21 protein-coding genes and 1 riboswitch are annotated in these 23,663 nt (G+C 48.9%); of the genes, 10 read left to right on the top strand and 11 right to left on the bottom strand.

From position 1 onward, the window contains the following. Positions 1 to 146 precede the first annotated feature (146 nt). On the bottom strand, positions 147 to 1,670 hold the full coding sequence (locus ACH59B_RS21300) for a DHA2 family efflux MFS transporter permease subunit (protein WP_017425977.1): 1,524 nt from the start codon (positions 1,668 to 1,670) through the stop codon (positions 147 to 149). Positions 1,671 to 1,679: 9 nt separating this feature from the next. Then, positions 1,680 to 2,315, bottom strand: a complete 636-nt coding sequence (locus ACH59B_RS21295; protein WP_016820318.1) for an HlyD family secretion protein — start codon at positions 2,313 to 2,315, stop codon at positions 1,680 to 1,682. 135 nt (positions 2,316 to 2,450) lie between these two features. On the opposite strand from ACH59B_RS21295, the gene ACH59B_RS21290 reads away from it, so the two are divergent. Together ACH59B_RS21290 and ACH59B_RS21285 are read left to right on the top strand one after the other, a co-directional pair. Next, the gene (locus ACH59B_RS21290; RefSeq protein ID WP_017425976.1) at positions 2,451 to 3,005 is read left to right on the top strand and encodes an NAD(P)H-dependent oxidoreductase; all 555 of its coding nucleotides are present in this window, start codon (positions 2,451 to 2,453) and stop codon (positions 3,003 to 3,005) included. A 10-nt stretch (positions 3,006 to 3,015) separates the two neighbouring features. After that, on the top strand, positions 3,016 to 3,477 hold the full coding sequence (locus ACH59B_RS21285; RefSeq protein WP_017425975.1) for a hypothetical protein: 462 nt from the start codon (positions 3,016 to 3,018) through the stop codon (positions 3,475 to 3,477). 81 nt (positions 3,478 to 3,558) lie between these two features. On the opposite strand, the gene ACH59B_RS21280 is transcribed toward ACH59B_RS21285, so the two are convergent. Continuing rightward, the gene (locus tag ACH59B_RS21280) at positions 3,559 to 4,290 is read right to left on the bottom strand and encodes a ZIP family metal transporter (RefSeq protein WP_013373094.1); all 732 of its coding nucleotides are present in this window, start codon (positions 4,288 to 4,290) and stop codon (positions 3,559 to 3,561) included. A 281-nt stretch (positions 4,291 to 4,571) separates the two neighbouring features. Here ACH59B_RS21280 and trxB point away from each other — a divergent pair, with 281 nt between their 5' ends. Then, entirely contained in the window at positions 4,572 to 5,513 is a 942-nt protein-coding gene (trxB, locus tag ACH59B_RS21275) for a thioredoxin-disulfide reductase (protein WP_016820315.1), read from the top strand. A gap of 55 nt (positions 5,514 to 5,568) precedes the next feature. Beyond that, on the top strand, positions 5,569 to 5,799 hold the full coding sequence (locus ACH59B_RS21270; RefSeq protein WP_013373091.1) for a glutaredoxin family protein: 231 nt from the start codon (positions 5,569 to 5,571) through the stop codon (positions 5,797 to 5,799). Positions 5,800 to 5,898: 99 nt separating this feature from the next. Here the strand turns inward: ACH59B_RS21270 and ACH59B_RS21265 are convergent, their stop codons facing one another. Beyond that, positions 5,899 to 7,071 carry an ROK family transcriptional regulator gene (locus ACH59B_RS21265; protein ID WP_017425974.1) on the bottom strand — a complete coding sequence of 391 codons (1,173 nt, stop codon included), beginning with the start codon at positions 7,069 to 7,071 and terminating at the stop codon, positions 5,899 to 5,901. Positions 7,072 to 7,206: 135 nt separating this feature from the next. Between ACH59B_RS21265 and xylA the strand changes: the two genes are divergently transcribed. Next, positions 7,207 to 8,523 carry a xylose isomerase gene (gene xylA, locus ACH59B_RS21260; protein WP_016820313.1) on the top strand — a complete coding sequence of 439 codons (1,317 nt, stop codon included), beginning with the start codon at positions 7,207 to 7,209 and terminating at the stop codon, positions 8,521 to 8,523. A gap of 56 nt (positions 8,524 to 8,579) precedes the next feature. Beyond that, positions 8,580 to 10,103: a xylulokinase gene (xylB, locus tag ACH59B_RS21255; protein ID WP_017425973.1), complete on the top strand. Its 1,524-nt coding sequence runs from the start codon at positions 8,580 to 8,582 to the stop codon at positions 10,101 to 10,103. Between the two features lie 85 nt (positions 10,104 to 10,188). Here the strand turns inward: xylB and ACH59B_RS21250 are convergent, their stop codons facing one another. The 3 genes from ACH59B_RS21250 to ACH59B_RS21240 are packed head-to-tail and all read right to left on the bottom strand — an operon-like array spanning position 10,189 to position 12,647. After that, entirely contained in the window at positions 10,189 to 10,365 is a 177-nt protein-coding gene (locus ACH59B_RS21250; protein WP_017425972.1) for a FeoB-associated Cys-rich membrane protein, read from the bottom strand. Between the two features lie 36 nt (positions 10,366 to 10,401). After that, positions 10,402 to 12,411, bottom strand: coding sequence for a ferrous iron transport protein B (feoB, locus tag ACH59B_RS21245; protein WP_102997632.1), 2,010 nt, complete (start codon positions 12,409 to 12,411; stop codon positions 10,402 to 10,404). After that, the gene (locus ACH59B_RS21240; protein ID WP_102997633.1) at positions 12,402 to 12,647 is read right to left on the bottom strand and encodes a FeoA family protein; all 246 of its coding nucleotides are present in this window, start codon (positions 12,645 to 12,647) and stop codon (positions 12,402 to 12,404) included. Before ACH59B_RS21240 ends, feoB begins: the two co-directional genes overlap by 10 nt. A gap of 280 nt (positions 12,648 to 12,927) precedes the next feature. On the opposite strand from ACH59B_RS21240, the gene ACH59B_RS21235 reads away from it, so the two are divergent. Next, complete coding sequence (locus ACH59B_RS21235; protein WP_017425971.1) at positions 12,928 to 14,055, top strand: transglutaminase domain-containing protein; 1,128 nt, start codon at positions 12,928 to 12,930, stop codon at positions 14,053 to 14,055. Between the two features lie 48 nt (positions 14,056 to 14,103). Continuing rightward, the gene (locus tag ACH59B_RS21230) at positions 14,104 to 15,480 is read left to right on the top strand and encodes an MFS transporter (protein ID WP_025365843.1); all 1,377 of its coding nucleotides are present in this window, start codon (positions 14,104 to 14,106) and stop codon (positions 15,478 to 15,480) included. 122 nt (positions 15,481 to 15,602) lie between these two features. Here ACH59B_RS21230 and ACH59B_RS21225 read toward each other — a convergent pair whose 3' ends face one another. From ACH59B_RS21225 to ACH59B_RS21210, 4 genes are all read right to left on the bottom strand, one after another. Next, a complete protein-coding gene (locus ACH59B_RS21225; protein WP_019688612.1) occupies positions 15,603 to 17,069 on the bottom strand; it encodes an amino acid permease in 1,467 nt (488 codons plus the stop codon). A 134-nt stretch (positions 17,070 to 17,203) separates the two neighbouring features. Next, positions 17,204 to 17,406, bottom strand: a riboswitch (Lysine riboswitch). A 121-nt stretch (positions 17,407 to 17,527) separates the two neighbouring features. After that, positions 17,528 to 18,661, bottom strand: a complete 1,134-nt coding sequence (locus ACH59B_RS21220) for a virulence factor (protein WP_016820305.1) — start codon at positions 18,659 to 18,661, stop codon at positions 17,528 to 17,530. Positions 18,662 to 19,056: 395 nt separating this feature from the next. Then, entirely contained in the window at positions 19,057 to 20,289 is a 1,233-nt protein-coding gene (locus ACH59B_RS21215; protein WP_290410264.1) for an MFS transporter, read from the bottom strand. An 89-nt stretch (positions 20,290 to 20,378) separates the two neighbouring features. Continuing rightward, positions 20,379 to 20,927 (bottom strand): MarR family winged helix-turn-helix transcriptional regulator, encoded by a 549-nt coding sequence (locus ACH59B_RS21210; RefSeq protein ID WP_404302592.1) that lies wholly within the window; start codon positions 20,925 to 20,927, stop codon positions 20,379 to 20,381. A 359-nt stretch (positions 20,928 to 21,286) separates the two neighbouring features. Here ACH59B_RS21210 and ACH59B_RS21205 point away from each other — a divergent pair, with 359 nt between their 5' ends. Both ACH59B_RS21205 and ACH59B_RS21200 read left to right on the top strand, forming a co-directional pair. Continuing rightward, a complete protein-coding gene (locus tag ACH59B_RS21205) occupies positions 21,287 to 22,633 on the top strand; it encodes a cytochrome ubiquinol oxidase subunit I (protein WP_404302590.1) in 1,347 nt (448 codons plus the stop codon). Further along, complete coding sequence (locus tag ACH59B_RS21200; RefSeq protein WP_025365839.1) at positions 22,630 to 23,661, top strand: cytochrome d ubiquinol oxidase subunit II; 1,032 nt, start codon at positions 22,630 to 22,632, stop codon at positions 23,659 to 23,661. Before ACH59B_RS21205 ends, ACH59B_RS21200 begins: the two co-directional genes overlap by 4 nt. The last annotated feature ends 2 nt before the right edge of the window (positions 23,662 to 23,663 follow it).

Below are 23,663 nucleotides of genomic sequence, written 5' to 3'. Positions count from 1 at the left end.
CAAATCACAAGATTACAAACAGTCAGGAGCATTCAACCCTCATACATCCAAGGGGGATGAATGCTCCTTCTTTCTTTAGTAGTGTTAGTCTATTTTGTATGCAAGGCAAAGTTTATCTCATACTTCTAATCGCGACTGCTGTACGACTATCTACGACGCGGTGTAGACCGCCGCAAGAACAGGGAAAACAGTAATCCCGCCAGTGCAATTCCGGTTGCAATGATGAAGGCATCATTAATACCATGGATCGTCGATTCTGTAACAGCCCTTCCGTATACCTGTTGTATCGCGAGTGCAGAGCCGCTTTCCGCAGAAATACCCGCTGTTTGTGCGAGGGTCTGTCCCAGTTGTGATACGCCTTCAGTTACAGAGACATTGGCTGTGGTAGCTACATTCGCATAATCTGCCATATGAACCGTAGTCCGGCTGCTCATTACAGTAATGAGCCAAGCGGTACCGATAGATCCGGCGATTTGCCGTACTGTATTGGACATGGCAGTACCATGGCTGCCGAGATGTGGAGGCAACTGGTTGAGCCCTTCCGTCTGGACGGACATCATCAGCAGTGACATCCCGAAGCTGCGAATCGTATAGATGATCATAATATGTCCATAGGTGGTGGCATCGGTCAGCAGACTGAATTCCCATGTCGTGACTGCCGTAATGATTAGCCCGATGATCGCCAACGGTCTCGCGCCAATACGATCGAATACTGCCCCTGATATCGGTGACATCACACCCATCAGCAGTGCACCCGGCAACAGCAGCAGACCGGATTGCAGCGGTGTAAAGGCGCGTATATTTTGCAAATAGATCGGCAGTAGCAGCATCCCGCCGAACATGGTCATATTGACCGTAGCCCCAACCAGCGTAGATACCGTAAAAATATCATATTTAAATACACGGAATTCCAGCATAGGCTCCAACATGTTCAGCTCACGCACGACAAAAAACACAATAAACACGATCCCAAAAGCGAGCGAGAGTATAACTGTATTGCTGCTCCAGCCCTTGTCTCCAGCTGAACTAAAGCCATACAACAAAAGGCCAAAACCAAGGGTGGAAAAAATGGTTCCCAGCAGGTCAAAATGCGGTTTTGTCAGCTTGGACACATTTTTGAGCCAGCGCACAGCAAACAGAATATCAATGATCGCCAGCGGAATTACTAATAAAAATAGCAGCCGCCAACTGTAGTGCTCCACAATCCAGCCAGATAAAGTGGGTCCTACCGCCGGAGCAAACATCATGGCGATCCCCATGGTTCCCATAGCAGCCCCCCGTTTTTCGGGAGGAAATACAGTCAGGAACACGTTCATCACCACAGGCATGATGATGCCCGCACCGCTGGCTTGAATCACGCGTCCAACCAGCATAGGCGCGAAGCCGGTGCTGGCAGCGCAGACGACAGACCCGGCAGTAAATAACCCCATCGCGGATATGAACAGGGCACGTGTCCCGAATGACTCAATGAGAAAAGCGGTGATTGGAATCAAAATCCCGTTGGTCAGCATATATCCGGTGGATAGCCATTGAACGGTTGTGGCAGACACATTGAAATCATTCATCAAGTGCGGAATCGCCACGTTCAGCAACGTTTGATTCAAAATCGAAATGAAGGCGCCTAGCAGCAGCACGGACAGAATGCGTCCGACGGACATTTTTTGATCCATGACAGCCTCCTACTTGTGAACTCTGATCGTCGCACTCATTCCCGGGATAATTCCCAGCCCCTTGTAACCTTGAATGGAAATGGTAACAGGCACGACCTGCGTCACCTTGGTATAGTTGGCAGTGGTATTGGAAGTAGGCAGCAGTGAAAAGGTGGAGGCGGTCGCCAGACCGATCTTTTCGAGCTTACCGCTCAGGGATGTATCCGGGTAAGCATCAATATACACGTCTACGGTCTGACCTACCTGGAGATCCTGCACGGCCGTTTCGTCTATATTGGCAGTAATCCAAAGATTGTTCAGATCAAAGGCTTTCGCTAAAGGTGTACCCGCCCCGACTATCGAGTTGTTGACAGCCGTTTGCTGCACAACGGTACCATCAGTTGGAATCGTAACGCTAATTCGGCTTCCGCCTCCTTCAACACTGCCCAGCGTGCTGCCAGCGGTGTACGTCTTACCAACTTCAGCATTCCAACCTGTGAGCTTGCCCGCGCTTGGAGAGGCAACGGTAACCGCTTGTCCGCTCACTTGGGCATTATCGGTTTTTATGTAGTTGGCGGACTGATTGTAGTAATAGGCGGCGGCTCCACCTCCTGCCAGAATAATGATGATTACCAGCAGGTTAACTAATATGGCGCGCGAATTCATATTGTGCATGCCTCCCTAGTATTTTTGGATGTTCAAAGTATTCGTCAAACGATTCATAATATTCAGATGGGTTTTGGGAAAGGTTAAGAGCGTATGCCAAAAGGATGATCTTGCTGACAAAGGATGATGTGCATAATGACGACCAGAATTATGATTGTATATGACAGTGAAAATGGACATACCGAACGTCTTGCTCGCTCGATCGCAGAAGGGGCACGCCTGGATCACACAGAAGTGATGCTAAAACATGTGAATGAGGCCGATGTGAATGAGCTTGTAAGCGTAGATGCGATCATATGGGGGTGCCCGGGTCATTTTGGTACCATCAGTAGCGGTCTGAAGAGTTGGATTGATAGGCTGGGGTATCTGTGGGCGCAGGGCAAGCTAGTGGACAAAATCGGGGCTGTGTTTTGCACAACCGCTACCGTTCATGGTGGATTAGAATCAACGCTGTTGAATTTGATTACTCCTATGCTTCATCAAGGTATGATTATTGTAGGCCTGCCCGCTAGCATCACAGAGAATGCGCTCTACGGCTCCTATTACGGCGTAGGGGTAACATGTCCGGTGGAGACAGACCCCGATGGGCCGCCCAACCTTCCAACGGGGGATGATCTTGCGTTAGGTCGCTCTTTGGGCAAACGGGTCGCTGAGATGGCGGGACGGTACCGTAACGCCGAAAAAGAATAGGAGGCCGCCGATGACCATTGCTTTTATTGTAGTAGCTGTGGTTGCCTTTATCTTTTTGCTGGTATTTAATACGAAGATGACGCGCAAGTCCTCGGCCAAGAATCGCCCCAACCAAGAGGAATCCCGGCAAAGAAGCAAACGTCCATATCCTGTGCAGGTGGAACCCAAGGCGCATGAATTGACGGAGCATACGGGAGAGATCCAGCCTAAGAATTCGAGCGTTGAAGAACATCGTGCAGAGGAGCAGCACAAATTGCCTGATATCCAAACGGATATAAAGGTGGAGAAAGATCGCGAGAATACAGAAGGTGCCTACGGGGACCAGGATTATCGTGCGGCTTTGCGTGGTTTTGCTGGAAAGGACGAAGAAAAGGATGGACATTCCCGACTCTCTAATGGAGAGAAGGAGAATTCCAAAAGTGAGGACGAGCAGTATCGTGAAGCACTGCGTTCCATGAACCGAAAAAAATGAGATCCCTTCATTTGAACATGACAAAAAGGCTGCTTTACTGTCTGGAATACAGGCAGAAGACAGCCTTTTTGTGTTGCACGGCTATAGCCATTCGGTTAGCCCGATCATCGTAATCAAGCCAAGAATAAAGGAAAATGTGGCGATTCGCTGGTTACCATCCCCGTGACTTTCGGGAATCAGTTCCTTGTAAACGATAAACATCATAGCCCCGGCAGCAAAAGCAAGACCATACGGCACCAGTCCGTTCACCCAGCTGCTCAAGTAAAAGCCGATCAGACTGGTGATGATTTCCACAGCCCCGGTTAGGGTAGCAATGCCCAATGCCTTGAAACGCCCAATGTTTTGATTCACCAGGAATAACGCTACAATAAAGCCTTCCGGGGCATTTTGCAGACCGATAGAGAAGGCAATGAGATTGCCTAGATTCTGAGTCTCACTCGCGTAGCTGACCCCAACAGAGAGCCCTTCCGGCAAGTTGTGCAACGTAATAGCTGCGATGATGAGAAAAGATTTGGACTCCAATTGAAAAGTTTTGGAATCCGGGTCCTCCAAATCGGCATGGGGGATATACATTTCCATCACCAGTAATACGAGGCAACCGAGCAAAATCCCCGCAGTCAGCACGAACCAATTGGAATGCTGTATCGCTTCTGGAATCAGGTTATACACCGATGCAGAGGTCATAATTCCTGCGGCATAAGCCAGTAGAACATCACGAAGCCGGTGCGTGATATTACGCATAAACAGAATAGGCACGGCGCCAAGTCCAGTGGACAAGGCAGAAATTAAGCTACCTACGAAAACGTCATTCATAATCGGGATAATCCCTCCATACCTCATTTATCTTTAAGCTTCGCTTCATGAAAACTTCATTTGACTGTTTACAGCTCTTTCCGCATAATGAAATTAGGATTTAGAATCAGTCTAAGTCATAAAAGGCTATAAAACAAGTGATTCGTTTTTACAACATCCGGGTGTCCACTTTTTGGGATGAGCTTCTGCCAGCAGTACTTTTAGAGTATATGCAGCAGCCCAGCGCCCGGTACCGAAAACTCGCTATATAATACTTATGATATTTTAGGAGGAACCAAGATATGTACAAGTCCATTATTATAGGTACCGGCCCTGCCGGTTTGACCGCCGCTATTTACCTGGCACGTGCTAATATGAACCCGCTGGTGATCGAAGGACCGCAGCCAGGCGGACAATTAACCACGACTACAGAAGTTGAGAATTTTCCAGGCTTTCCTGAAGGAATCATGGGACCCGATTTGATGGATAATATGCGTAAGCAAGCGGAGCGTTTTGGCGCTGAATTCCGCACAGGCTGGGTGAACAAGGTAGACACAACTGCTCGTCCATTTACACTGGATGTAGAAGGTTTGGGTGAACTGGTTACCGATACGCTGATTATTTCCACAGGGGCGACTGCCAAATACCTGGGGATTCCCGGTGAACAGGATAACATCGGACGCGGCGTGAGCACTTGCGCTACCTGTGACGGGTTCTTCTTCCGTGGCAAAGAAATCGTTGTTATCGGTGGTGGGGACTCTGCACTGGAAGAAGCTAATTTCCTGACTCGTTTTGCCTCCAAAGTAACGTTGGTACATCGTCGTGAAGAATTGAGAGCTTCTAAAATTATGCAGGATCGTGCTCGTGCGAACAGCAAAATTGAATGGGCGCTCAATCGTACTCCTGTAGAAGTAGTTGCAGACGAAAACGGAGTAACTGGCTTGAAAGTGCTGAACAATGCAACAGGTGAAGAGGAAATCATTACAGTGAGCGGCGTATTCGTGGCGATTGGACATCATCCGAATACAGGCTTCCTTGAGGGACAAATTACAACGGATGCGAACGGTTATATCGTCGTTAATCCGGGTACTTCCGAAACAAACGTGCCTGGCGTATTCGCTTGTGGCGACGTACAGGATACACGCTACAGACAAGCGATTACCGCAGCAGGTAGTGGTTGTATGGCTGCTATGGACAGCGAGAAATACATTGAAAGTCTGGAGCACAGTGCACTGGCCCTGTAATACTTGCAGGTGTGTATAAATATGATGTAACAAAATAAATGATGAGGTGATATTCATGGAAAAAGCAATAGTTTACACATCTACAAACTGCCCGCATTGTCGTCAAGTAAAAAGCTACCTGGCTGAAAAAGGCGTCGAATACGAAGAACGCAACATTGAAACCAATGAAGCTTTTGCGCAAGAGGTGTGGGATATGGGCATTCGTGCCGTTCCATTGACTCTGATTGGGGAAGAACGTATTTCCGGTATGAACAAAACCAAGTTTGAAAAAGTGTTGAACGCTTAATCCAGCCTAACAGCAGACGACGGTTCTGTGATCGTCATATGGTTTAAACAAGGCCCTCGCCGCAGTTACATACTGCGACGGGGGCCTGTTTTTGGTCTTTTACAAAGATACACGTACACGCCCGAGAAAAGGAGCCGTTGCCGCATAGGCAGCACCTAGCATCGTCGAACGGCTGCCAAGCGTGGAGAAACGAATCTGTAATTGCCGACGGTGATAGGGCAGGGCCCGCTCTTCGATCACTGTACGCATACTTTGCTCCAACCAAGGTCTGGCTTCCGCAAGCGGACCGCCAATGATAAGCATGCCGGGGTTGAGGCTGTTCACAATATTGGTAATACCTACACCTAAATAGCGCCCTATTTCACCAAGGACGCTTAATGTACTCGCATCACCTTGCCGGGCAAACGGGAGTAATTCCACTGTATTATGTGCAGGCAATTTCAATGCGGATGCTACATACGCTTTCTCCGAAGCATACAGCTCCCAGCAGCCTCGGCTGCCGCAGGAGCAGAGGCGCCCGTTCCAGTCTATGGACATATGCCCACTCTCACCCGCGTATCCCCAAGCCCCTTGATACGCCTTGCCATCAATGATAATTCCGGCCCCGATCCCGGAGCCTGCACTGATGTAGACCAGATCCCGCACAAGCTGCCGATGATCGGCGTCCATACCATAGTACAATTCACCTTGTGCACCGACGTTGGCCTCATTATCCACCACTACGGGAAGACCCAGCTCTGTCTCAAGCTGTTGACGCAGCGGAACCTCTTCCCAGCCCAGATTGGGTGCGAATAAAACATTTCCGGTTTCATCCACCATACCCGGTACCCCCAACCCAATGCCAACAATACCGTGAGGGGAGGGAGGAGTGACCTGCATGAGCTTCTGAACGAGCTTACGGATTTGTTCGATGACAAAGTCAGGATCATGCTGGGTTAGAGAAAGGGTAAGCTCTGTTTCAATGGTACCTGCCAGATCGGTCAGAGCACCCTTGATGTACTGTACGCTAACCTCGATACCGAGCACAAAGCCTGCACGGCTGTTGAACAGCAGCATTAAAGGTTTACGCCCACCGCTGGATTCTCCTAATCCTGTCTCATACACCAATCCATCGGTGATAAGCTCTGCAACCAGGTTGGACACGGTGGCCTTGTTTAATCCGGTTTGACTGGATAACTGTGCCCGCGATAGAGGGGCATGAAGGCGGATTCGCTCCAATACAATGGATTTATTCAGCTTTTTGACAAGCGCCTGATCGCCAGTAACATTCATGGTTATTTTCACTTCCTGTTGATGTAATTCCCGTTATTATATCATAAAAATAAACTTAGTTTAAGCAATAGACAAAGTTTCTTGGCTGTGCTAGAATCGTTTTTGTAAACGTTTACTACAAAGGAGGAACTTATAATGGCTTATTTCGAACAAGTATCTAAAATTAAATTCGAGGGCAAGCAATCCGATAATCCTTTTGCATTTAAATTTTATAATCCTCAGGAAATGGTAGCGGGAAAAACGATGGAGGAGCATCTGCGGTTTAGTATGGCGTATTGGCATACGCTGGTTGCAGGTGGCTCTGATCCTTTTGGAGTAGAGACTGCGGAACGTCCATGGTCCAAGTTTACTGGACTAGATTTGGCGAAGGCACGTGTGGAAGCTGCCTTTGAGCTGTTGGATAAGCTGAATTTACCTTATTTTGCTTTCCACGATGTGGATATTGCACCTGAAGGCGCGTCACTGAAGGAATTTTACAGCAATCTGGATACCATCGTGGATCTGATTGAGGAGCACATGAAGGCTACGGGGAAAAAGCTGCTGTGGAACACGGCGAACATGTTTAGCCATCCACGTTATTTGCATGGAGCTGCGACAACTTGCAATGCAGATGTATACGCACACGCAGCTGCTCAAATTAAAAAAGGACTGGAAGTGGGCAAACGTCTGGGCGCAGATAACTATGTATTCTGGGGAGGCCGTGAAGGCTACGAAACACTGCTGAATACAGATTTGAAGTTGGAACAGGACAATCTGGGACGGATGTTCCATATGGCTGTGGACTACGCGCGTGAAATCGGTTTTGACGCTCAGTTCCTGATTGAGCCAAAACCGAAGGAGCCAACCAAGCATCAGTATGACTTTGATGCGGCGACGACGATTGCCTTCCTGCAAAAATATGATCTGGATCAGCATTTCAAGCTGAATCTGGAAGCTAACCATGCAACCTTGGCGGGTCATACTTTTGATCATGAAGTACGTGTAGCACGGGTTAACGGCATGTTGGGTTCCCTAGATGCCAACCAAGGCGATTTGCTGCTGGGCTGGGATACGGATGAATTCCCGGTTGATCTGTATGATGCCACACTAACTATGTATGAAGTGTTGCAAAATGAAGGTCTGGGCCGTGGCGGTATCAACTTTGATGCCAAGGTGCGCAGAGCATCGTTTGAGCCAGAAGACTTGTTCCTCGCTCACATTGCGGGTATGGATACGTATGCGAAGGGGCTAAAGGTAGCCGCCAAACTGATCGAGGATCGTGTGTTTGAGGACTTTATTGAGAAGCGGTACAGCAGCTTTAAGGAAGGCATTGGAGCAGATATTGTATCCGGAAAAGCAACGCTTGCTTCTCTGGCTGAATATGCTCTGGCGAACGAAACACCACGCAAAAACGTATCCGGTCGTCAGGAATATCTGAAAGCAACATTAAATCAATACATTTTGGCTGATTAATGCCAGAGCTTATATATGAAATAAGGATTTCACGATAAAGGGAAGGAGGAACTCCAATGCAGGAGAAGCTAAATCAGGAGCAGGAGCGTTATGTCATCGGCGTGGATTTGGGTACCAGCGCAGTTAAAACGGTGCTGGTCAACCGCAAGGGGCAAGTGGCTTATGAAACCTCACAGTCCTATCCTCTCCATCAGCCGAAAGCAGGGTATAGCGAACAGCATCCTGAGGACTGGGTCAGTGGCACGTTAGCATCACTGAAACAGCTTGTGGAGAAGGCCGGAATCGCCGGAACAGATGCTGTGGACGGCATTAGCTTTTCGGGGCAGATGCACGGGCTTGTGCTGACTGACAAGGAAGGCCAAGTGCTTCGTCCGGCTATTCTTTGGAATGACACGCGCACAACGGCACAATGCCGCCGTATTGAAGAACAGCTCGGGCCAGCGCTGCTAAGTATCGCGCGCAACCGCGCGCTGGAAGGCTTCACGCTGCCCAAGCTGCTGTGGGTGCAGGAGCATGAGCCAGACGTGCTGGCTCGTGCGGCCCATTTTATGCTGCCCAAAGATTATGTACGCTACTGTCTCACAGGAGAACTGGCGATGGAGTATTCGGATGCGGCGGGCACATTACTGCTGGACATCGCGAACAAGCAGTGGAGCGAAGAGATCGCAACTACGTTTGATCTGCCGCTGTCGCTGTTCCCGCCACTGGTGGAATCCTTTGACCAGACGGGTACACTATTGCCGGAGATTGCGGAGCAGAGCGGGCTTTCGTCTGAGACCAAGGTCTATGCAGGTGGAGCAGACAACGCATGTGGCGCGATTGGCGCTGGCATTTTGAGCGAAGGCCGCACCTTGTGCAGCATCGGCACCTCAGGAGTTGTGCTTTCCTATGAGGAACGCAAGGATATCGACGTTCAGGGGCGAGCCCATTTTTTTAATCATAGTGAGCAGGATGCTTATTATATCATGGGAGTTACACTCGCGGCTGGATACAGCTTGACCTGGTTTAAGGATACCTTTGCGCCAGAACATTCCTTTGACGCATTGTTGGAAGATGTGAACTCGGTCGAGCCGGGCAGCCGCGGGCTGCTGTTCACGCCTTATATCGTAGGCGAACGTACGCCTCATCCGGATGCAACTATTCGAGGCAGCTTTATCGGGATGGATGCAGGGCATAAGCTTGCGCATTTTACACGAGCGGTGCTGGAGGGAATTACGTTTTCGCTCAAGGAATCCATTGATATTCTTAGAGGCACGGGAAAAACGGTGAATGAAGTGATTTCCATCGGCGGCGGTGCGCGTAATGAGGCATGGCTGCAAATGCAGGCCGATATTTTTAACACGGATATCGTCAAGCTGGAAAGTGAGCAGGGACCTGCCTTGGGAGCAGCTATGCTGGCTGCCTATGGTAGCGGGTGGTTTGAATCGCTGCAAGCGTGCGCTGAAGCTTTTCTGCGTGAAGCAGCAAGATATTCGCCGAACCCAGAACGTGTGGCACAATATGAAGGCTTATACGAGCTATACCGTGAAGTGTATCTACACACACGGGAGCTAAGTGATCATTTGGCGGTCTATCGGTAATATGGTGAGCTTTGAGCTTAAATGAGAAGCGGCTTCGGGTGTAGAAATCCCCGAAGCCGCTTTTTACATGTAATGATGTTATGAATTAAATACTTTTCTTCATTTTCGCAGGATCTTCATTCACTGAACTCACGGCACAGCCCGGACATGACTTGCTTGATGAACAGCCGGCACAGGCGCCTTGGCGGCTTTTTCGCAAAAATCGTACCAACACCCACGCACTATAACCGAGGATCGCCAATAAAATAATTACATTGATCATGGAATCCACTTCCTTCTATATACTGTAGGGTCTGAATTAACCCCAACCTAATAATCTGCCACACTGATAGATCAAGACGGCGATGATATATGCCACGGTCAAAGGATAGATCACAGAAAATGCAGTCCAGCGCCAAGAGAGTGTCTCTTTGCGAATAACCGCTACCGTGGCCAGACACGGCACATACAACAGAATGAACACCATAAAGCTAAATGAGGCAAGCGGTGTAAAAGCATGACTGACTTGCAGTTCCAATCCCTGCATATCGGGAACGTGGTAAATGATATTCATAGTCGATACGACTACCTCCTTGGCCATAAAACCTGTGAGCAGGGACGCGCCTGCTTGCCAGGTACCAAAACCAAGAGGGGCCAATAGAGGTGCAAACCATCCTCCAATTGTAGCGAGCAGGCTGTCATCCATTTCTACCCCGAAGCCCTGCGGACCGAAATTGGACAAGAGCCAGATGCCAACGGAGCCTGCAAGAATAATCGTTCCGGCTTTACGGACGAAGCCTTTGACCTTTTCCCATGTGCTGCGAAATAAGGTAAGAGCCTGCGGTACCCGATAGGGAGGGAGCTCCACGATGAAGAGGGAAGGCTCACCTGATAAAATAGATACTTTGGAAAAAATTTTGGCAAGTACAAGCGATACGGTGATCCCTAACACATACATCAGCATGATAATGCTTGCCGCATGTGACGGGAAAAACACACCTGCAAACAACGCATAGACTGGCAAGCGGGCCGAGCATGACATAAAGGGTACCAGCAACGTTGTAATGAGGCGTTCTCTTGGTTGTTCGATGGTGCGTGCCGCCATAATGGCCGGAACATTACAACCAAATCCAATAATGAAGGGAATGAAGCTTTTCCCGTTCAAGCCAACAGCCTGCATCAAGCGATCCATGAGTATCGTGACCCGTGCCATATACCCAGAGTCTTCAATCACCGAGATAATCAGAAATAAAATAGCAATTTGAGGCAGAAAAACTAGCACACCCCCGACCCCAGCCACGATGCCGTCCACGACTAGACTTTGCGTAAAAGCGGACGCGTTCAGGTGAACGAGTAATTCAGAAATCCAGCTGCTGAGTGTCCCTGAAAAAAATTCATCTAGCATATCTGAAAGAATTGTGCCCGCCCAATCGAAGGTAAACTTGAAAGTAGCGTACATCAGCAGTAAAAAGATCGGAATCCCCAAATACCGATGAGTTAGCAATGCATCCAGCTTATCCGTCAGGTTGTGAGGTCTGAGTTTGGATGTGTCAATTGCCTTGCTGCACAGTTCAGCAATCCATGCTGTTCGTACAGAACGAATATACTGAGCAGGAGTGACGGCATTACCTTCCCTGAGAAGCTCTCCTTCGCAACGCTGGATGCGTGCAGTTACTTGTTCACGCTGTGTCTCATTCGCCATCCATTCCATGACGACCGGATTGTTTTCCAGACATTGCAGTGCAGCCCACCGGAGCTGCGGCACAGATGTATTCGGCAGCAAGTTGCAAATATCCATAATAGCAGCTTCGACAGCAGGACCGTAATCCAGTTGAAAAACATTGGACGTATGTCTGACCTCTCGAAGAGACGCAAGCATTTGCTTACTTCCGCTACCTGTACGTGCCACCATAGGAATAATGGGAACGTTCAGTTGGTCAGCTAATAATTCCTTGTTTACCCGAAGACCGGTGGCATCAGCTACATCAGTCATGTTTAAGCCGAGTACAAGCGGACGGCCGTATTCTAATAGTTGTATGGTCAGATAAAGATTGCGCTGGAGCTGAGATGCATCCACGATGTTAATCAGCGCCGCAGGCGGTTCCTCCAGCAAATAACGGGTAGCGACACCTTCATCCAGCGATAGAGGGAGTAAAGAATAGGCACCTGGCAAATCCACCAATACGGCAGACTTATCACGCAGAATTCCTGTTTTCTTTTCCACGGTGACGCCGGACCAGTTGCCTACTTCTGCATACGTACGAGTCAGCTTGTTGAATAATGAGGTTTTACCTGTATTGGGATTGCCAAAAAGAGCGATCATGTCCATGTCGGAACAACCTCCAGTTGTTTCACTTGATTTTGACGGAGACCGACCAGCTGTCCGTTGCATTCAATAACAATAGGACCGCCCAATAGACTGATCTTTTTTAAGCGTATGAAGGAGCCTTCGTTGATGCCCATGTCTGTTAAGCGACGGCGCAATGAGGGATGAAGAGGCGCAAGAGATTGCAATCGCACAGTCTGACCTAGTGGCGTACGAAGGAGTGAAATACATTCTGGCATGGTGCTCAGCCTTTCTTATCTAGAATGAGAATCAATATCATTTACTTCCGATGCCAGTACCATATCATGAGGAGTACTAGATTGCTGTGATAAAATTCTCTGCGAACGACATGTTTACCTAAGGTCCCAACTGTTATATAGCAGAGCATGGTGTCACAACCTGCCTTTAAATGCACTCTTACTCGCCTGTAACCGACAAAACTAGAGCGTTTGGGGCAACTGTTTTTATGGTAAGATAGAGCTGTTTACAACTATGCTAAGAAGGGCAGGAACGCTCTGTATGAACAGAAAAATCGGGGTTAGGCTTGTAAAATGTCTGGTTGCAGGTGCGGCGCTGGCTGTGTTGCTGCCGCAGGCTGTAGAGTGGGGCAGCAATGTGTATGCGTCGTCGGTCAAGCCGACTTCCTCCGTATCCTCGCAGCAGCTTCAGAACAAGCTTTTACAGGCAATGGCTACGCGGAGTGAAACGCTGACCTTTACATATCAAGGGCGAGTGAACGGTCTCAAGCAGCAGCTACAGACAGCCATCCAACAGGCGATGGAGAGCGATCCGTATGTGAATTATACGATCAAAAGCTACGCATTCAGCTATACAGGCACAACCACCTCCGCCCAGGTTACGATTCGTTTAAGCTACCGGGAGACGAAGGAACAGACGGCATATGTGGATAGCACAGTTCAAGCTGTGTTGGGGGATATCATTACGAAGGGAATGACGGATCACGAAAAGGTGAAGGCCATTCATGATTGGATCGTCGTTCGCCTGAAGTATGATGAAGCACAGCAAAAGTACACAGCCTACGATGGCCTGAAAACGGGCAGCACAGTGTGTCAGGGTTATTCGCTGTTGGCCTATAAAATGCTCGAACGAGCAGGGATTACGAATCGGATTGTGGAGGGTAGAGCAGGGGGACAGCTGCATGCATGGAATCTTGTTTTATTAGATGGCCGATGGTATCACATGGATACGACATGGGATGACCCGACCCCCGATCGCGCGAACGAGGTAAGCACTTCATATTATCTGCTGACGGATTCAGAAATGCGGCGGGATCACTCATGGGTGAAACAATACCCTCAGGCGAATACATCGTATCGGGAAACCTTATCGGCATTGATAGCTACTGGAGGATCAAAGGCTACCGTGTATCAAAAACTGTACAATAACCTGGAGTATCCATTGCAAGACGGCAAGGGGCTGGTCAAATCATCCGCCGATATCAAGGAGCAGGTTCATAAGGTGATAAATAAGGGAGGAACGTCACTTACCTTCGGCTATCAGGGGACGGAACGAAGTCTCAAGGAGGATTTGCAATCCTTATATCAACTTGGCTTGAAGTCCATTTCCTATCAGATTACGGATCTTGGAAGTACCGGCAATCTTCGTGTAACCCTAAAATGGACCTGATGATTTTGCTGTAAAAAGCTACATTAACAAAGGAGTATTCTAATTTATATGCACAAGCGTTCCTTTACCTATTTGCTTGGCACGCAGACGATGTCCAATGCGGCCGACATTCTTTATATTATGGCACTTGTGTCTCTGGTTTTTCATGAAACGGATTCGATCTTCTCTTCGGTGCTCGTTCCGTTGCTGCGAATGGGTGCACAGATGATCAGCGGCTTTTTGGCACCGCTCATTTTGGCCCGGTTCCAGCTTCCATTTATTTTATTCGTTTCCCAGTTCGGACAACTGGCCTTCTTCGCTGTACTGCTGGGCCACTTGTGGTCAGCGGGCACGGAGCCCGTATGGGTGATTGTGTTTGCGTTGGTGACAGCCATGTCCTTTCTGGACGGCTGGACTACACCTGCGCGCAACGCGCTGATTCCCCGCCTTGCTTCCGGGGAAGGGCTCATGCGGGCAAACAGTCTGGTATCGGTCAGCGATCAGACGGTGCAATTAGCGGGGTGGGGGCTTAGTGGGGTGCTCGTAGCTATGCTGGGCTCGGAAAAAACATTGCTGGTGGCTGGCGGTCTGTATATGATAGCGCTGATCTTCACCAGCTTGATTCGAGATCCCCTAGAAGGCAAAGCCCATTATTTGCTTCAGCCTGGAACAAGGGTGCAAAATGGAGATGTCTCAGCTTATGAGGCTGTAACCGAGCCGGGACAAGGGCACCATGACTTGCCTCCCGCACAGTTGGAAGATAAGCTGTATGGTCCGGAATCAGAGAGTCCGTCGGTGCCTCCTAAACGTAAAAAGGAAATACTGCGAGAAGGTTGGAGTCTCATCGGAGCCAGTCGCAGACTGAAGGCTCTTATTTTTATGGATATGATTGACCTGCTGGGGGGATCGGTTTGGGTAGGCGCGTTCACGCTTGCCTTCGCTCAGCAGGTCTTGCACAAGAGCGAGGCATGGTGGGGATACATCAATGCCGCGTATTTTGCAGGGGCGATTGGTGGCGGCATCGTAGTTCTTGCCTGCGTCAAGCTGTTGCAGCGCAGACTGCTGCCCGCCATGCTGGCAGGAATGGCAGGCTATGGACTGCTGACAGCTTGGTATGCACTGAACACATTACCGCCACTAACGCTGCTTATCGTGCTGTTGATGGGGCTACCTGCGGAAATGTCGGTCGTCTCCCGCCGCACGATGATGCAAATGAGTGTGTCGATACATGATTTGCCTAAGGTGCTGTCCGCCCAGGCTACGCTGACAAGCCTGACGTTTTGTATTTCGCTGCTTTTAATGGGCTGGATTGCAGATCATCTGGGTATCGTTAATTTGTACTTGTTTTCAGCAGTCTTGACGCTGATTGCTGTCATATACGGTATTTTTAGTCGTCGTGCCTTATCTATGTCTTTATCAGCTGAAGTAGCTGCTTCTTCCAAATAAACAGAAAAAGCCCGTCTCCGGGCATATACAGGGGAACATGCGGATAACGGTCTTGGGACCAGGTGTATCAGCGTGTTTCCCTGATATGTGGAGACGGGCTTTTTATCACACACGGTATTCTATTATTTATCCGAAGGCGGATTTGAACTCAAATCACATTCTTTTAATGGAACGATTTTAGTACGTTTAATCCATTTGTAGCCAAGCCACAGCAGAAGGAACAGCGGCACACTCATATACGTAGCGATCATCGTTTTCCAGTCAATCTCCTGTCCGGTGAAGGCATCCGTCCCTTGCCCGATAATGACAATGATACATAGAGCAAAGGCGAACAACGGTCCAAACGGGAACCAGCGGGCTTTGTATGGAAGCTCACTCAGACTGTGACCCTGTGCAGTAAAGGCACGGCGGAAACGATAGTGGCTGACTGCAATCCCAACCCACGTAATAAATCCGCACATTCCTGAGGCATTGAGCAGCCAGTTATAGACTACACCGTCTCCATACAGGGAGGCGAGAAAAGCCAGCATACCAACAGCAGTCGTAATCAGAAGTGCATTCATAGGAATGCCGCGTCGATTGATACGCCCAAGGAAACGGGGGGCTTTACCTTCCCGCGCCAAAGCGTACAGTACCCGAGTCGCTGCATACATACCCGAGTTGCCTGCCGACAATACGGAAGTCAAAATAACGGCGTTCATGACTGAGGCAGCAATGGCAAGCCCCGCTTTTTCAAATACGAGCGTGAACGGACTGACTCCGATATCACTGATATCTCCTCGCAACAGATTCGGATTCGTATACGGAATGATCAAACCAATAACGAGAATCGCGAGAATATAAAAGAACAAGATACGCCAGAAGATTTGACGGATGGCACGTGGCACATTGTCACGCGGATTTTCGCTCTCGCCTGCGGCTACCCCAATCAGCTCGGTTCCCTGAAAGGAAAAGCCCGCAGCCATAAATACGCCTAATACAGCGAAGAATCCACCATGGAACGGGGCATCTCCTACCGTGAAGTTGGCAAAGCCTACCGCAGGACCACCCATGATGCCGAAAATCATCAGCACCCCTACGGCCAAAAAGATGATTACAGTCACAATTTTAATCATCGCGAACCAGTATTCGGACTCACCGTAGCCTTTGACTGTCAACGCGTTCAGCAAGAAGATTATGGCCAAGAATAACAGACTCCACCAAGCAGAGTGACTTTCTGGAAACCAGTATTTGATGAGCACGGTCGCTGCTGCCAATTCGGCAGCAATCGTTACTGCCCAGTTGTACCAGAAGTTCCAGCCCATGGCAAAACCAAAAGCCGGATCAACGAAGCGACCCGCATAGGTATTAAAAGAGCCGGATTCAGGCATAAACGTAGCCAACTCACCGAGGCTGGTCATTAAGAAGTAGACCATAAGGCCAACTGCTGCATAAGCCAGCAGGGCACCGCCAGGTCCAGCTTCGGCGACCGCGCCTCCACTGGCGAGGAATAGCCCTGTTCCGATCGAGCCGCCGAGGGCGATCATCGTCATATGGCGGGCTTTGAGACTTTTACGCAAGGTTGCGTCAGATGTTGCTTTGTGTTGCACGTTCAAACACTCCTTCATGAAATTGTATTTCATGTCAGGGCAAGAGCCAGAAGGAGGGGGAGTATATAAATCAAAAGACCGCAGGGAATACGCCTGCGGTCTTGTCTATGCATTCCGCACCATACCTTCTTCTATAACAAGATAGCTCAACACACGTGTCTGTGTTAGGACATCGCGTGACAGTTCTGCTCCTTTCGGTTAGCAGCCCCAGCATACGGAGTATTTACAAAGAGTCAGCTCCGCATACTTCGGCGGGTGTACCTTTCTACTGGAATCTCAGACGGCTCTTGGCGTCTCCTCCAGTGTACTGATTACATCCGCGACCTCTACCTCATCATAAAACAGGTTGATGAGGTGTATGACATGATATTATATTGTATAGCGAACTACAGTATATCGTACCTGTACACCTTCTGACAATCGACAATTTTTTGAAAATCCACTTATCGATTCTTAAATCAGGAGTTCCGTTTGGCCATCTGCTGCCAAACCGTACCTGCGGCTTGCTCGCCTGATTCGATGCGCTCCAGCGCCATTTTAGCTTGTAGACTGACCTCGAATTCGGGGTCATCGACGGCCTTCTCCAGCGCATCACGCGCATCCTCGGTTCCAACCTCGTATAGAAAACGGGCTGCACGCCAGCGAACCAGCTTGCTGCTGTCCGATAGGGCTCCGATCATAGCACTGGTAGCGACGGGATCGCCAATGTCCGACAACGTGTCGCCAGCAGTGCGGCGTACTGCCGCTGAAGGATCGCGCAGCGCCTCGAACAGCAGTTCCATCGCCTCCGGTGTACGAATATCGCCCAGATAGACGACTCCCAGCCGCCGCAGCTGCATTTTGTCGTCATGCAGCGCTTGCCGGATCAGGGGCAAATGCTCGGGCGTCGGCTCCAGCCGATCCAGCGCAGCGTAGCGTGTGCGCCAGTCTTCGTGTTGCAGGGCCTGCTTCAGTTCGGCATCGCTCCACTCGCGGCGTTCCTCCACGAATTCGCTGTTGTCCGCGCCGTGGGCAATCGCCTGCTGGATAATTTGTTCCAGCCGATCCTGCGGAAAGGCTGCCTCCAATTCCTGCTCAACCTCGCGGGCAATATCCGGCAGTTCACCGTAGCGGACGCCGTAATCACTCAGCTTACGTTCCTTGATCAGCGTTGCACTTGCTACACGGGTAACGGCTTGCACGAAACGGTCGGACAAGGAAATTCGTTCCTCCTGCTGACCCGCTTTAACTCGAATTTGCATGGGAAGGCCGCGAAAAAATTGTACAAAAACCTGTGCTTCGCCAAACGCTTCCCCAGAGGTTTCCTCTGGTAAATCCCAATTAGCGTCAGCACCTTCCTCGCCTAGCTGATCCCGGACCTGACCCAGAATAGTAGACCAATCGGCATTTCCTTTACGGTCAAGGGCTACAAAATCAGTCGTGTGAAACACGCTTTTGACCCCTTCAATGGCCAGCATACGCCGGATAAATGGGGGAGCCGAACGCTCATTGTCCCGTGTATATGTTCTGCGGATACCCGCTTCCAGCCGCTCATCCAGATGCAGCATCATGGTGTTCGGACTGGGAGTTGGCTCGATAGATGTTATCTTCATAGCTCGGTACAGCCTCCTGTTCAAAAGTTCTCCATATATCATATATAGCTTATCTGTATTGTACCTCATTCTGCGTAGGTCTCCAAAGAGAGAGTTTTCGTTTATAGAGAAAACACAATGACATATATCACATGATTTAGATGAGTATACCTGTTAAATAGGAGTATTTTTGAATGAAAACAGGATGCTATATAAGCCAAACTCGAAAAAATGAACATGAAAACGGAGTAGGCGGAATGGTGCTGTACAAGCGTAGCGGTCGCTTTTGTCCCCGGATTTTTACCCTATTCATAGTTTTATTCTAGAAATCCGGGGACGGTGCGGTGGGAAGTAACATCCGATTGCGCAGTGGCACTATAGGTAACTTTTAAGTTCGGTTTTAGTCGGATGTTGTATTATGCATCCCGCTTCAGTGGATCGTTTTGACGGCGGCGAATGAGCAGGGAGGCGATAAGTCCCACAGACAGAACAGCCGCCAGCAGCATAAATGTAGTCATCTGATTGCCGCCATTCCCCATCAAACGAATGGAAAGCATAGGGGCTATACTCGTACCGGCAAACAGGATGAAGGTATATAGTGAGACCGCTATGGCCCTTGCTGCCCCGCCGAGCTGACCAACTATTGTAATGAGTGAAGGGACACTCAGGGCAATGCCGCTGACAAAACATACACTTAATACCACGATAGCTATTAGAGAATGTGTCATTCCCATCAGCGCCAAGCTAAGGATGGAAAGAAGAAGAGCTGTACGTAATACAAGGTGTACATCGAATTTCAGGGCCAATTTTCCGGCGAAGGGTGAGAGAAGCATGCCGATGATGCCAGCCGACCTGACATATAGCATCTGTCTACTATTCAGGCCAAATTCGGGACTGCCAAGGTAGCTTCCCAAAACCGTATACATGCTCACAAATGACATCAGAAGAACAAAAGCAATCGTGTAGCTTAACCATAAAGGATACGAACGCAGAACGGTCCCCAACTGACCGAAGGCTGCCAAAATACGAACCCCTCGTTGCGGGGAGGGAGCTTTAGGCAGGAAAAAAAGAACGATCAGGAAGGTGATTGCGTACAAAACACCTAGCATCCGAAATACCATATTCCATCCGATTTGTTCGCTGATGATAATACTAAATACCTGTCCGGCAATACCTGCCACTAGAAAACCGGTGCTGATAAAGCCGATGGCCGTTACCCGTTTTTCGGTTGGAAACATGTCTACGGCGTATGCGAGAGCAACGGGGGAAAAGGTGGCTGCCGCCAAGCCCTGAAGCAAGCGCAGTGCAACTAATACAGAATACTGACTGGTTAAGCTGAGGGATAACGAAAGGATCGTCAATGCGAGCAATCCAGCGACGATAATCTGCTTGCGTCCAAAGCGATCAGACAATCCTCCATAAATAAGACATCCCGCTGCAAAGCCTAAGGAAAAGATACTTCCCGGCAGAGCTGCTTCAGCTAGCGTTTTTCCAAATACTTTAGCAAAGAGAGGGACCAAAGGGATCGTCACATACAGGCTGGACATGACGACAACCGCTGACCAGCATAGGATTACAGTCATCCATGCATAAGGGAGAGCAACATTTTCCTTCTGGATAACGGTATCGTTTGTTCGTAGTTTACTCATCAATAGAACACTCCTTCATCATCAAATAAGTAATTTGAAATACAAACAATTGAATATATTAGATAACCTAATTATATGTTCAAAAAAAATTACCTGCCCACCCCCAGTTTGTTTTCCATATGATGATGGATTTTTTCTATAATCCGTGAAAAAACGACCTGCTCCTCGGGCTCCAAAATACTCGCTAGGGAAGCACAGGAAGACCAAAATACAGGGAGCACTTGCTGTACAAGGTGAGAACCCGCTTCTGTAATGCGTACATGAATTTTGCGCCGATCTGTAGAACTATGTTCTCTGATAATCCAGCCTCGTTGCTCTGTCCAATCCAGGAGGGATGTTACAGATGCACGTCGGATGCCTAGACGGTCGGCAATCATAGAGGGGCTCATCTGAGACTGGGATTGGTGCAATGTCAATAGCAACAATAAATCTAGCTTACTCTCTGTCAGGCCGTAAGCAGCTAGATCCAAATCTACCGCGTCGAGCACATTATCACCTGTCCATAGCAAGAAGAGACCAATACGAGCAAGTCGCCGGTCTGTTTCTGCAAGGGCAGTTTGATCCATTAACTCTAGATAAGGTTCTGGTCCCAGACGAGGAAGAGATTGCTGGATGAAGTCCCTTTGTTTTGGCGGCATAAGTTCACTCTTTTCATATAATTAGGTTATCTAACTATATATCAATATAACGTATTGTCATGAATAAAACAATATCTAGAAAGAAATACTGCTACATTCAATACAGAAGCAGGGTTAAAAATCAGCTGAATGAACCAAACTGTAAATAGGTTACCAAAATGCGCCAAAAGATAAGTGAAGGAGGCGTTCCTATGTTCCGCAAGCAGGAAAGAACGCTCATTATTGTATGTATAGTAATTGCGGCCATTATGCTATATGCCGTAATTAAAAGCATAGCTCGCTTGACTCCCTAGTTGGTAATCAAGAGTGAATTCGAAGTTTTCCCTATTAAAAATGTGAAATGAAGGAGTGAAACCCATTTGTCTTCACTGGACCCTGTATTGCTAAGCCGGATGCTGACCGGAATTACCCTGTTTGTTCATATCGTATTTGCATCCATCGGCGTTGGCGTACCCTTAATGATTGCACTTGCAGAATGGCGCGGGCTGCGAACTGGTGATCCGCATTATACACTGCTGGCACGGCGGTGGGCTCGGGGGTTTGTCATTACTGTCGCCGTGGGCGTCGTGACAGGCACCTCCATTGGTCTACAGCTCAGTTTGCTGTGGCCTACCTTTATGCGGGTGGCCGGACAAGCGATTGCGCTGCCCCTGTTTTTAGAGACGTTTGCTTTCTTTATCGAAGCAATATTCCTAGGCATCTATTTGTATACCTGGGATCGGTTTAAAAGTAAATATTTTCACTTGATGCTGCTCATCCCGGTAGCGATTGCCTCGTCTGCCTCAGCGGTTTTTATTACGACTGTGAACTCGTTCATGAACCAACCTCAAGGCTTTACACTCAAAAATGGAGTCATGACCAATATTCATCCCATCGAGGCTATGCTAAACCCGGCCACGCCGACCAAAGTGTCCCATGTACTGGCTTCCTCGTATACATTGAGCGCAGGGGTGCTGATGGGGCTGGCTGCTTACAGCATGCTGCGGGGGCGTAATCACCCTTATTTTAAAAAGGCGCTGAAGCTGACGGCCACCTGTACCATTGTATTTGCCATCAGTACAGTGCTGATAGGAGACGCATCCGGTAAATTTCTGGCCAAATATCAGCCGGAGAAGTTGGCTGCCGCCGAATGGCATTTTGATACGATGACACACGCCCCCTTTGTATATGGCGGCTTTATGGACGAAAACGGTGAAATCAAATATGCCCTGAAAGTGCCTTATGCACTTAGTATCCTGGCTGGTAATTTGCCTAGTACAGAGGTTAAGGGGTTAAATGACTATCCGGTGGAGGAGCGTCCGCCGCTGTCTATTCATTATATGTTTGACCTCAAGATCACTACAGGAGTGCTGATTCTCGTCATCCCACTGCTGTATCTGGTCCGTAAGCGTTTGCCAGGTCGCAGACCCTACCCCAAATGGCTGCTGCTAGCGCTCATTCTGGTCGGACCGATGGCGATGGTAGCTATTGAGCTGGGCTGGATGTTTGCAGAGGTCGGCAGACAGCCGTGGATTTTACGCGGATATATGAAGGTGTCCGAAGCAGCAACCACTTCTACAAGTGTTGGGTGGATGCTGGTGTTGTTTGTTATTTTGTATCTGGTGCTGTGCTTCTCGGCCATCAAGGTACTCAGCAAGCTATTCCGTAATAAGGATGCCGTGGAAGAGATAAGACAGCTGGGCCTGGAAGGGGCTGAAGGCAAGTGAGCTATGAAATTGTAGGTATCGCTATATTGTGGACCTTCCTGTTTGGATATTTGCTTGTGGCATCCATTGATTTTGGTGCAGGCTTTTTCAGCTTTTACAGCGTGCTGACAGGCCACCAGAATAAAATCCACAATATCATTCAACGATATCTGTCTCCGGTATGGGAGGTAACGAACGTATTTCTCATCTTTTTTGTGGTGGGATTAAACGGGTTCTTCCCGGATGCGGCTTATTACTATGGTACGGCGTTACTCGTTCCCGGCAGTATTGCGATTGTGCTGCTCGCGATCCGGGGAGTATATTATGCTTACAATACCTATGGGCATTCGGGTAAAAATAATATCGTCTACATGGCATTGTACGGTGCGACTGGGCTGCTGATTCCCGCAGCACTGTCGACGGTCCTCGCTATTTCAGAAGGTGGCATTATTGTAGAGAACAGCACAGGTGTTCATCTGCAATGGGGCCAGCTATTAAGCAACCCTTACACGTGGGCAGTTATTATTCTGGCGCTGGTGAGTGTATTGTATATATCGGCGATGTTTTTGTCCTTTTATGCCAAAAGGGCAGGGGACAAGGTAGCTTTTGAAATCGTACGAGGGTACGCGTTACTCTGGAGTGCTCCTACGATTTTGGCGAGTTTGTTCGCATTTTTCCAGATTAACAAACAAAATCCAGACCATTTTGCCAATATGCTTAGTATGGCCTGGATGTTTGTCGCATCCTTCATATGCTTTGTGGGAGCAGTGTATCTGGTCTGGCAGCGGCGGCATTTGGGTATCTCCTTCATCCTGGTGATGCTGCAATTTGCATTTGCCTGGTATGGCTATGGCCGCTCACATCTTCCGTATGTTCTGTATCCCTACATTAATGTATATAACAGCTTTACGAACTCTACGATGGCGTATGCATTGATTACGGCGTTTGTTGCGGGTCTGCTGGTGCTGATTCCTTCGCTGATCCTGATATTGAGATTGTTTCTGTTCGATGCAAAGTATGTACGAGGACAAGCGGGAAAGAAGGGGTGAGT

The sequence above is a fragment of the Paenibacillus sp. DP01 genome (genome assembly GCF_044784315.1).
GTDB lineage: Bacteria > Bacillota > Bacilli > Paenibacillales > Paenibacillaceae > Paenibacillus > Paenibacillus polymyxa.
The sequence above is the reverse complement of the archived record's forward strand: the minus strand, read 5'-3'. Positions and strand labels throughout refer to the sequence as shown.

Bases quoted from the DNA above. Each gene is read 5' to 3' on its own strand.
- ACH59B_RS21300 (WP_017425977.1), bottom strand. From the start codon at position 1,670: ATGGATCAAAAAATGTCCGTCGGACGCATTCTGTCCGTGCTGCTGCTA.
- ACH59B_RS21295 (WP_016820318.1), bottom strand. From the start codon at position 2,315: ATGAATTCGCGCGCCATATTAGTTAACCTGCTGGTAATCATCATTATT.
- ACH59B_RS21290 (WP_017425976.1), top strand. From the start codon at position 2,451: ATGACGACCAGAATTATGATTGTATATGACAGTGAAAATGGACATACC.
- ACH59B_RS21285 (WP_017425975.1), top strand. From the start codon at position 3,016: ATGACCATTGCTTTTATTGTAGTAGCTGTGGTTGCCTTTATCTTTTTG.
- ACH59B_RS21280 (WP_013373094.1), bottom strand. From the start codon at position 4,290: ATGAATGACGTTTTCGTAGGTAGCTTAATTTCTGCCTTGTCCACTGGA.
- trxB (WP_016820315.1), top strand. From the start codon at position 4,572: ATGTACAAGTCCATTATTATAGGTACCGGCCCTGCCGGTTTGACCGCC.
- ACH59B_RS21270 (WP_013373091.1), top strand. From the start codon at position 5,569: ATGGAAAAAGCAATAGTTTACACATCTACAAACTGCCCGCATTGTCGT.
- ACH59B_RS21265 (WP_017425974.1), bottom strand. From the start codon at position 7,071: ATGAATGTTACTGGCGATCAGGCGCTTGTCAAAAAGCTGAATAAATCC.
- xylA (WP_016820313.1), top strand. From the start codon at position 7,207: ATGGCTTATTTCGAACAAGTATCTAAAATTAAATTCGAGGGCAAGCAA.
- xylB (WP_017425973.1), top strand. From the start codon at position 8,580: ATGCAGGAGAAGCTAAATCAGGAGCAGGAGCGTTATGTCATCGGCGTG.
- ACH59B_RS21250 (WP_017425972.1), bottom strand. From the start codon at position 10,365: ATGATCAATGTAATTATTTTATTGGCGATCCTCGGTTATAGTGCGTGG.
- feoB (WP_102997632.1), bottom strand. From the start codon at position 12,411: ATGGACATGATCGCTCTTTTTGGCAATCCCAATACAGGTAAAACCTCA.
- ACH59B_RS21240 (WP_102997633.1), bottom strand. From the start codon at position 12,647: ATGCCAGAATGTATTTCACTCCTTCGTACGCCACTAGGTCAGACTGTG.
- ACH59B_RS21235 (WP_017425971.1), top strand. From the start codon at position 12,928: ATGAACAGAAAAATCGGGGTTAGGCTTGTAAAATGTCTGGTTGCAGGT.
- ACH59B_RS21230 (WP_025365843.1), top strand. From the start codon at position 14,104: ATGCACAAGCGTTCCTTTACCTATTTGCTTGGCACGCAGACGATGTCC.
- ACH59B_RS21220 (WP_016820305.1), bottom strand. From the start codon at position 18,661: ATGAAGATAACATCTATCGAGCCAACTCCCAGTCCGAACACCATGATG.
- ACH59B_RS21215 (WP_290410264.1), bottom strand. From the start codon at position 20,289: ATGAGTAAACTACGAACAAACGATACCGTTATCCAGAAGGAAAATGTT.
- ACH59B_RS21210 (WP_404302592.1), bottom strand. From the start codon at position 20,927: ATGCCGCCAAAACAAAGGGACTTCATCCAGCAATCTCTTCCTCGTCTG.